Annotated in this window: 12 protein-coding genes; 7 read left to right on the top strand and 5 right to left on the bottom strand. The window is 36.3% G+C overall.

Annotation, left to right across the window (positions count from 1 at the left end):
- The first annotated feature begins 392 nt into the window (after positions 1–392).
- Positions 393–956 carry a GNAT family N-acetyltransferase gene (locus V7164_RS08775; RefSeq protein WP_335345518.1) on the top strand — a complete coding sequence of 188 codons (564 nt, stop codon included), beginning with the start codon at positions 393–395 and terminating at the stop codon, positions 954–956.
- 70 nt (positions 957–1,026) lie between these two features.
- Here V7164_RS08775 and V7164_RS08770 read toward each other — a convergent pair whose 3' ends face one another.
- Positions 1,027–1,185, bottom strand: a complete 159-nt coding sequence (locus V7164_RS08770) for a hypothetical protein (RefSeq protein WP_335345504.1) — start codon at positions 1,183–1,185, stop codon at positions 1,027–1,029.
- Between the two features lie 222 nt (positions 1,186–1,407).
- On the opposite strand from V7164_RS08770, the gene V7164_RS08765 reads away from it, so the two are divergent.
- Positions 1,408–2,766, top strand: a complete 1,359-nt coding sequence (locus V7164_RS08765; protein ID WP_335345505.1) for an MATE family efflux transporter — start codon at positions 1,408–1,410, stop codon at positions 2,764–2,766.
- Between the two features lie 45 nt (positions 2,767–2,811).
- On the opposite strand, the gene V7164_RS08760 is transcribed toward V7164_RS08765, so the two are convergent.
- The gene (locus tag V7164_RS08760; protein ID WP_335345506.1) at positions 2,812–3,585 is read right to left on the bottom strand and encodes an SDR family oxidoreductase; all 774 of its coding nucleotides are present in this window, start codon (positions 3,583–3,585) and stop codon (positions 2,812–2,814) included.
- Positions 3,586–3,755: 170 nt separating this feature from the next.
- On the opposite strand from V7164_RS08760, the gene V7164_RS08755 reads away from it, so the two are divergent.
- The 5 genes from V7164_RS08755 to V7164_RS08735 all read left to right on the top strand — a co-directional run bounded on the left by V7164_RS08755 (position 3,756) and on the right by V7164_RS08735 (position 5,910).
- Positions 3,756–3,998: a spore germination protein gene (locus V7164_RS08755; RefSeq protein WP_335345507.1), complete on the top strand. Its 243-nt coding sequence runs from the start codon at positions 3,756–3,758 to the stop codon at positions 3,996–3,998.
- A gap of 15 nt (positions 3,999–4,013) precedes the next feature.
- Entirely contained in the window at positions 4,014–4,256 is a 243-nt protein-coding gene (locus V7164_RS08750) for a spore germination protein (protein WP_335345508.1), read from the top strand.
- Positions 4,257–4,312: 56 nt separating this feature from the next.
- Positions 4,313–4,795 (top strand): Hsp20/alpha crystallin family protein, encoded by a 483-nt coding sequence (locus tag V7164_RS08745; protein WP_335345509.1) that lies wholly within the window; start codon positions 4,313–4,315, stop codon positions 4,793–4,795.
- A 46-nt stretch (positions 4,796–4,841) separates the two neighbouring features.
- Positions 4,842–5,321 (top strand): Hsp20/alpha crystallin family protein, encoded by a 480-nt coding sequence (locus V7164_RS08740; protein ID WP_335345510.1) that lies wholly within the window; start codon positions 4,842–4,844, stop codon positions 5,319–5,321.
- Between the two features lie 202 nt (positions 5,322–5,523).
- Complete coding sequence (locus V7164_RS08735) at positions 5,524–5,910, top strand: hypothetical protein (RefSeq protein WP_335353914.1); 387 nt, start codon at positions 5,524–5,526, stop codon at positions 5,908–5,910.
- Between the two features lie 63 nt (positions 5,911–5,973).
- On the opposite strand, the gene V7164_RS08730 is transcribed toward V7164_RS08735, so the two are convergent.
- The 3 genes from V7164_RS08730 to V7164_RS08720 all read right to left on the bottom strand — a co-directional run bounded on the left by V7164_RS08730 (position 5,974) and on the right by V7164_RS08720 (position 9,182).
- Positions 5,974–6,768, bottom strand: coding sequence for a CAP domain-containing protein (locus V7164_RS08730; protein ID WP_335353913.1), 795 nt, complete (start codon positions 6,766–6,768; stop codon positions 5,974–5,976).
- Positions 6,769–7,107: 339 nt separating this feature from the next.
- The gene (locus V7164_RS08725; protein ID WP_335353912.1) at positions 7,108–8,508 is read right to left on the bottom strand and encodes a sensor histidine kinase; all 1,401 of its coding nucleotides are present in this window, start codon (positions 8,506–8,508) and stop codon (positions 7,108–7,110) included.
- Complete coding sequence (locus tag V7164_RS08720; protein ID WP_335345514.1) at positions 8,505–9,182, bottom strand: response regulator transcription factor; 678 nt, start codon at positions 9,180–9,182, stop codon at positions 8,505–8,507. Before V7164_RS08720 ends, V7164_RS08725 begins: the two co-directional genes overlap by 4 nt.
- Between the last annotated feature and the right edge of the window lie 153 nt (positions 9,183–9,335).

Here is a 9,335-nt window from a genome sequence, read left to right as displayed (position 1 = left end):
GCCTTTACGGGCTGTTGATCCCCCACTTAGAAATATTTGTTTTACTTAACTTTTTGAAGTAGGGGTCTTACAGCCCGTTAATCTGCGATAAAAAAATTGTAGGATTTTACTGTTGAAACTTGTTGAAAAAAATTCACAAAATACCTATTCCCTTTTTTATTTTTTTTTAGTATTATACGATAGTAAAATAGTTTTTTATAAATTTTGTAAGATAAATATTATATCGGAAACGATAGAATAGGGAAGGCAAATGGTGCGCCACCAGTCATACTGGTTCTAGTGGGTTCGATTCCCACCCCGAAATTTTTTAGCAACATACAAAAAATTTCGAGGGTGGACCGTAATCTCTATTTGGCATGGAGAAGGACTGTCCTCAAACTGGAGGGATAACCTTGCTCAAGAAACGTGATTTCCATGAATGCCATGATTTATATGATTTAATGACGCATCCAGATGTCTTCCCTTTTGTACGCCAAAAAGCCTATTCCTATGATGAATTTGTTTTTCTTACAAAGCAAACGATAGAGGCCGAAGAACGCGGTGAAATAATATCACGTACCATTCTTGATGAGTGGGGTGCTCCAATTGGGACAATTAACTTATTTGATTTCGAAGATAATGCAGGCTTTTTAGGTACTTGGCTAGGAAAACCTTATCATGGAAAGGGCTATAATAAATTAGCCAAGGATGCATTTTTCAACGAGCTCTTTTATGAAATAGGCATTGAAACAATTTTTATGCGGATTAGAAAAGAAAATATACGTTCACAAAAGGCAGCTGAAAAGCTTCCATATGTACTTCTTGCCAATGAATCAAGAAAATTGGTTTATGATCAGCTGAATGCGACTGGTATCGCTTATAATTTGTATGAGATTCCTAAAGATTTATATACATTTGAAGTTCTGCGGCATAGAACTTCATCAGGTCAAGAGTCAACACATTTAATGGAAGCATAATAGGAGCAAAAAGCCGATGGAGGGACCGTTGGCTTTTTGCTTTTTAATATAGCCAAATTCAATTTGTTGTTTAGTCTGTGATTGTTGAATCCATTTCATCAGATTTTTCACTTATACCCATTTGTCCCATTAGTTCTTCTAATTCTTCATTCGTGAGTGTTTCAAAACGACCATCTTGAAACATTACCTGTGTCTGATTAGGATTAATTCTATTTATATGAAAGCTCATATTTTTCCACTCCTTTATTATACCCAAGATTAAAGCATTTCTTTATTACATATATTTCGCAAAATGATCTTCTTTCATTCATGATTTTTAAAATTTCACATAATTGAAAAATCATTATACCAAACTAATGACACTTCACATTCCACAATGTTTTTAAGGTATTATTGATTAGGTATATGATATAATTTCTTTTTTGAACTAAAAATGGAAGAGGAATCAATAATGAATCAAACATTCACCAAAAAAGATAAATTAAAGCAATTGTTAACGATATTAATTCCGATTTTGATCACACAGCTTGCTATGTATTCTATGAGTTTTTTTGACACGATGATGTCAGGGCATTATAGTTCAAAGGATTTAGCAGGAGTCGCAATCGGTTCATCACTTTGGATGCCTGTTTTTACGGGGCTAAGCGGAATTTTATTATCGATTACGCCTATTGTAGCGCAGCTCATTGGGGGGAGAAAAAAAGATAAAGTAGCCTTTTCTGTCCTTCAAGGGGTCTATCTTGCTGTGGTCATGTCCATTATTGTACTAATTTGTGGGGGTCTTGCACTTAACCCGATTCTTAATGCAATGAACCTAGAGGATATCGTGCATTTGAAGGCACATGGCTTTTTAGTAGCTTTAAGCTATGGGATGGTTCCACTATTCGTATACAGTGTACTCCGTTCATTTATCGATGCATTAGGGAAAACTCGTGTATCGATGTTTATAACTCTAATGGCCTTGCCAATTAATATCATTTTTAATTACTTGCTGATTTTTGGGAAACTGGGATTTCCTGAGCTTGGCGGTGTAGGATCAGGGTATGCAACGGCTATAACCTATTGGCTACTCTGCATTATTGCCTTTATAATCGTCCATAAAGCTGTTCCCTTTTCTTCATTTGGAATTTTTCGGAAGCTTCATGCTGTTTCTTTTGCTAAATGGAAGGAAATCCTTGTCATCGGAATTCCTATTGGCTTTGCTATCTTCTTTGAAACGAGTATATTTGCTGCGGTTACTTTGTTTATGAGTAAGTTTACTACGGCAACCATTGCTGCTCACCAAGCAGCATTAAATTTTGCATCCCTCCTTTATATGGTTCCACTAAGTGTTTCTATGGCCTTAACGATTGTTGTTGGTTTTGAAACTGGAGCTAAGCGATTTAAGGATGCGAAAGAATATAGCTGGATTGGTATATCCATTGCCGTAATTATGGCTACCATATGTGGAATATTATTATTTTTTACCCGTTCAGAGGTCGCTGGTATTTACTCAAATGACCCTGAAGTAATAAATCTTACCGCTCAATTCTTAATTTACGCAATATTTTTCCAGCTTTCGGATGCTATTCAAGCACCAGTACAAGGGGCTTTGAGGGGATATAAAGATGTCAATATTACCCTTATTATGACCTTAATTTCCTATTGGGTCATTGGTCTTCCTTTCGGCTATTTTCTGGCAAATTACACGAACTGGGGAGCATTCGGTTATTGGATTGGTTTAATTACCGGTTTAGCTGCTGGGGCAATCTGTTTATCTAGCAGGCTTGTGCTTATTCAAAGGAAACCACTTAAGCAACAAGGTGCATAATTTAGCTAAGATGGGGAACTCTCAGGTTCCCCATCTTTTTTTGAATTAATCTCTGAATGCCTTTCCTAAAACATCCTTTCCACCGGTTACGGAGATGATGCTTCCTGTGATAAAATCTGAATTTTTATCGATAAGAAACGAGATCACTCTTGCAATATCCTCTCCGGTTCCAGGTCTGCCAATTGGGGTGTCATAATTTACTACTTCTGCAGCTTGAATAATCTCTTTGTCCTTCCAATCCCCTGTGATATCACCAGGACAAACCATATTGGCTGTAATTTTATATTTTGCCTCTTCCAGTGCAATCGTTTTAGTTAATGAAGCAGCGCCACTTTTTGCGGCAGCAAATGCAGATCTGTAGATCCAGCCAGGTGCCGTCTCAACCCTGTCAAAGCCAATTGTGATAATTCGGCCCCACTCTTTTTCCCTCATTCCAGGCAACAACAATTTACTTAAATAAAATAAAGCATTTAAATTCCCGTTGATGATGTATTTCCATTCGCTAAAGGAATACTCGGTTAATACTTTCCTTTCATGCATATAGGGACCCGCATTATGGACTAATATATCGATACTTGAATACATGGACAAAGCCTCATCTATAACTTTTTGGCATTCTTCTAAATTTGCGATATCTCCGCCGATAGCGATATTTTTCGTTCCAAATTTTTTGGATAGTTCTTCGGCAAGTGAGACAGCTTCCACTTTGCTTGTTCGGTAATTGATTACAAGATGAACATCATTTTCAGCCAGCTGATAAGCTGTTCTTTTGCCAATGCCTGTTGCTCCCCCTGTTATTAAAGCTGTTTTTCCTCCCACAGAAATACCTCGCAATTCCATTTATTTTTAAACCTTCCTAATCAATATACTATTAAGAACAATAAGGATATGCAAATGAAATGAAATTCTAAACGTATTTATTTTATTAACGATTAGGCGGGTACCTGCATACCTTAAACCATACGAATGAAACTAAAGGAAGTGTAAAGATGCAAACAGTTATCAACATATTTAGCTTAAAGGTAAACAGTGTTGCTACTAACGGATCCATTACTATTGGAGAGGCATTTTACAATTCCCCAACTGCAAATACGAAATCACAGGGTCAGAATTCATCCTTTGGCGACTTTGCTCCACCGACTGCAGCGATGGAAAATGTATTTATTGATCCAGATCTAAATGATCAAGGGGACATTGCCTCTGTTTCTCCGGTCAATGCCAACCAAATATAAGGATAGTGAACCATTATGCCATTTCAAATTAATATTTTTAATATAAAAACAAATGGAATTAACAATAATGGAGCCATTTCACTTGGTCCTACCATTCATAACAGCCATACTGCCAACTCAAAGTTTGTTGGTGCTAATATTGCTTTTGGTGATTTATCTCCTACTACATCGTTTTCTTCTAATGTTGTAGGCGATGTAGACGTTAGCGATCAAGATCAAATTGCTAACCCGTCTATTCCCATACAAAACCAAATATAACAGTTTGTTAAAGAAGGAAAGCATTTTAACTGCAGCTTCGAAAGGAGGATTGCTCCATGTTCCCCTGGAACCTATTCCCATTTAATAAAGATATGAAAAATATGATGAAACAGATGAAGCCGGATGAAATTGATAAATATGTCCAGAATATGATGAATCAAATGTTTCCGCAGGGAATGCAAGGGATGATGCAGCCACAAAGCTTCATGCCAGGCTTTCAAAACGATGCGAGGCAAAGCCCTCCATCATCTTCTTCTTCTTCTCTTCCTTCATCCGTTTTTGAGACTCATGATAATGTATTTGTAAGAATTCCTATAAAAAATGAACAATGGCTAAAAGACATGCGAATTTATCATACTTCCAATCAGATGATGATTGAGCATATACCTGAATTTGAGGATAAGAGCACCATCATACTACCAGCTCTTGTGAAGAAAAAAGGAGCTTCTGCGTATTTTAAAGACGGAATGCTTGAAATAAAAATACCGAAAAATGTTGATATGCAATATTCAGAAATTGATGTTACAGAAATCCTATAATCATGAAATGGGATGAAAGTCAAAGAAAATTGAAGGAGGAGATTCTGTGGATATTGAAAAATTGAAACAATGGCTAGAGTTAACAAAACAATATCAATCACAAGGATTTTGGAATGAAATTTTTGAAAATAACCAGGCCCAAGCTACAGAAGAACTAGCAACCAAATTTTTTTCAAATCAGGATATTTTCCCGCGTTGTGATGTATATGGAACTAACGAAAGCCTTATCGTTGAAGCAGAGCTTCCAGGCGTCGAAAAGGGTGATATTAAAGTATTTCTTCAGCAAAGTGAGCTTATTTTAAGGGGAGAATGTAAAACAGTTAGACCATCTATCAAGTATTATTTAAAGGAAAGACCGAATAGAACTTTTGAAAAAACGATAACAATACCTGCAGCCATTAATAAGCATGAAATCCAGACACAATTCGATAAGGGAGTTTTAACCATTATCCTTCCTTTTAATTATAGTGATAAGGAAAACATCCCTATAATGGTTGATCATGATGAATCAGCACCAATAGGTTAAAAAAATGAGGTTTTTTTATAAAAAGAGCAGACCAGTACCTCCTCTTAAAGAATCCCCTCCACCTCAAGTGGAACATCTTGAGCAGAAGAAAATAAATAATAAACTTATTGAACTCGAAAAGAAAATTGAACTATACCGAAGATTAAAAGGATCAGACGATATGAATAAAGTACAATCTAGAGTGAATGATTTAGAGGATAGATTGGAAAAAATCGAGCTAAAACATCGTCCAATCCAAGATGCCCATCTCAATAGAGAAAAGGATCAAGAACAACAGCGTACTCATAACTTTGAATTAACAATTGCTTTGCTAAACAATAAAATTCAGTTTTTAGAAGAAAAAGTCATTTTCCTAGAGAAACAAAATCAAAGAGAGTTGCATTCTCAAAGTCCTACCTTTATTGTTGATCATTTAAGTATCGAAAATATTTCTGTAGAAAAAATGGAATACGCCAATAATTTTGAGCAGCTTGGAATAAAGGAACTTTCAGGAAAATTAAGTATAGGAACAAGCTATGAGGGTCAAATTGATCCAAATAAATTGTCTGAAAAACTTGCGAAGCTAAAAGAGAAAGAGAAAAAGGAATGATTTGCTATAATAAATGAAAAAAAGAGCAGATTTTTAATCTGCTCTTTTTAACATGATTATATATTATTTTCCAATAAATTGTTGTGTCCAGTAGTTACCTTCTGCAACATATCCTACACCGATATGTGTAAAGCTAGCATTTAAGATGTTTTTACGGTGACCATCACTGTTCATCCATGCGTTAACAACTTCTTCAGGAGTACGTTGTCCCATAGCAATGTTTTCACCTGCTGAACGGTAAGTGATGCCGAATGACTTCATCATATCAAATGGTGATCCGTAAGTTGGGCTATTGTGATCAAAATAACCTTTATTTTTCATATCTAATGACTTTGCACGAGCAACTTTACTTAAGTTTACATCAAGCTGTAATGCTGGTACGCCATTTTTAGCGCGCTCTTGGTTTGTTAATTCAACCACTTTTTGCTCAAAAGCACTTACAGAAGAAGAAACAGGTGTTGTTGGAGCTTTAGCTGGTTGTTGTTGTACTGGCTTTTGCTGAACTGGTTTTTGTACCGGTTGTTGTTGTACTGGCTTTTGTTGTACTGGCTTTTGTTGTACTGGCTTTTGTACGGGTTGTTGTTGTACCGGTTGTTGTTGTACTGGCTTTTGTTGTACTGGCTGTTGTGCAAATTGTTTATTTAATCCATTCATATCCCATTGAATATTGTAATTCTTAAGGTATTTTTGCAGAATGCTATTAACTTGATCGTAATTTACATTAGTAGATTGTGAGTAATTAACTTTAACTTGTTGAGGTGTTGGGCAATTGGATGCTGCGTCTGCCTTATTCACCACTGGATTTGAAACTAGTAAAGCTGCCGCTGCTGCTACTGAAAATAACATTTTTTTATTCATCTATTAAATCCTCCCTGATGTGAGTTATTTGTGTGCTGCCTTGCTTGCACAATCATCATAACACATGGTTTTCCGTAATATTTCTGGAGAGATTTAACAATTTCCTTGTATATGAAAAATATAAAGCTAGAATAATCACATGAATCTCGTAAAACCTTTTACTTTGTAGGTTTATAAAAAATAGACTGGAGGATATTTACTTGGATAGATAATCCTTTAGAAGAAACCACCTTAAAGTTACTCCAGAATATTACTAAGAATTCGGTGTTGACAAGTTATTATAAAGGCAGCTTGTTTTACTATTGTTACAAAAATATTACACATATGATGTTTTTATAACTAAAGATCGATAACTGGAAGAATAATCCTAACAGTTGTCCCTAATTCGAGCTTGCTCGTGATCATTAGCTTCCCGCCATGGAGATTAACAATCTTTTCGACAATCGCAAGCCCCAAACCTGTTCCCCCATCCTTTCTGGTCCTTGCCTTATTTACTCTGAAAAATCGCTGCTTTATTTTATCAATATCTTCAGAAGGAATTCCTATTCCTGTATCCTTCATCTCTATACAGCAGCCTTCCTTTATTTTATAAAGCTCAAGTCTGATTTCTCCTTTGTCAGTGTATCGTATGGAATTGTCCATAATATTTTGGATAACCTGTTCAATCCGGCCTTCATCTCCATTTATTATAATATCCGGATCGAGCTGATATTGGAGGTCTACATTCTTATTCTTCATAATTGGTCCGTACTTCTGCAAAGAGTTTTCAATAATTTGTGCAAGTGGAAGCGGCATTTTTTCCAACTTAAATTCTTCAGAGTCCAGTCGTGAAAGGTCAAGAAGATCACCTACTAGCCGTTCCATTCTTCCTGCTTCCCGATGAATGATATGGACATAGCGATCATGGTCTTCCTTTTTGGCAATCCCAGAAATTAATGCTTCACTATACCCTTTTACATAGCTTATTGGGGTTCTAAGTTCATGGGAGACATTGGCGAGAAACTCTTTTTTCCTTTCGTCCTCTCGTTGAATAGAAGAAGCCATATGATTAAATGCATGGGCAAGCTGACCAATTTCATCTGTTGATTGATTATCGATCTTGATTGAATACTCCCCCTTTGAGACACACTCAGCTGCAGCCTTCATCTCAAGTAACGGTTTTGTCAGCCTTCGGACAAGGATTGTTCCAAAAGAAATAGCAATAATTAAAAATAGAAAGGCCGCCATCATCCATAAATAAGCAAAGTCTGTTGTGACCTCTGAAATTTTTGCTAGCGGTAAATATAAATAAATAATTCCCTCAAGCCTATTTTCATCCAAAAGAGGAATAACTACAGCCATAATTTGCCGATCAAACCGCTCCTCATAACCAATCTTATGTACCGGTTCACCTTTAAGCAGCTGTTCTCTTTCCTTCCCGCTTATTAATGCCTCATAATCGATATCAAAGGGTAAGCAGGCACTTAGCTCCCTGGGATTGCTGACAATAAAAATTTCTGATTCAGATTTTGTTCCATACCATTCAATTCTATCAATTAATTCCTCTGTTAAAGCTCCCCCATAATATTCGCTTGCCAAACGATTTCCTTCCTCTATTAATGAAGTCTCTACATTATTTACATATAGCTTTTCATAAAATAAATAAGAGAGGAAATAGGAATAAATAATCGTAATTAAAATGGCCGCTGTAATGGTGAGCCATAGTTTTTTTGCCAGACTATCGGTAAACTTAAACTTCATTCTGAAGGCACCTCAAATTTATAGCCGATTCCCCATACAGTCTGTATATAATCCCCGACACCAAGCTTCATTCTTAATGTTTTAATATGTGTATCAACCGTTCGAAGACTCCCTATATAATCAATTCCCCAAACTGAGTCAAGAAGCTGTTCTCTGCTCAAAGCCTGTGACTGATGATCAACGAAACATAGGAGAAGTTCAAACTCCTTCAATGTTAAAGATATACTTTGCCCTGCTACTGATACTTTTCTAGCCAATTGATCAATGATTATTTTTCCAACTTGGATATATGAGTCAGTTTTTGTCATACCGCTTCTGCGTAGGACGGCATTAATTCTTGCGACAAGCTCTCCTGGACTAAATGGTTTAACTAGGTAATCATCACCGCCAAGCTGAAGGGCCTGCACTTTGTCCCATTCCTCCCCTTTGGCTGATAAAAAGATGATCGGGATATTATATTTTTCTCTAATCCTCTTACATACCTCATACCCATCTTCATCTGGCATCATAATATCAAGAATAATTAAGCTGATGTATGTATCCTTTAGGATGGCATACCCTTCTTCCCCATTAGCAGCAGATAAACAGTGAAAGCCTGAATTCTCCAGATACATTTCAACTAGATGTCTCATATCCTCCTCATCATCAATAATAAGGATATTTAGCTTCTCCATTACTTTCTCTCCCTTAACTGAAGGGCGTTTTAAACCCCTCTTAACTACCTTCGTCTATGGTTTCCGTATAGAAGGGTGATATGAACTCCTCTTAACTACCTTTAAACTTTGAGTTTCCGTGTCGAAGAGCGTTTTAAACCCCTCTTAACTACC

This window comes from Bacillus sp. JJ1474 (genome assembly GCF_036965225.1).
Taxonomy (GTDB): domain Bacteria; phylum Bacillota; class Bacilli; order Bacillales; family Cytobacillaceae; genus Cytobacillus.
The sequence above is the reverse complement of the archived record's forward strand: the minus strand, read 5'-3'. Positions and strand labels throughout refer to the sequence as shown.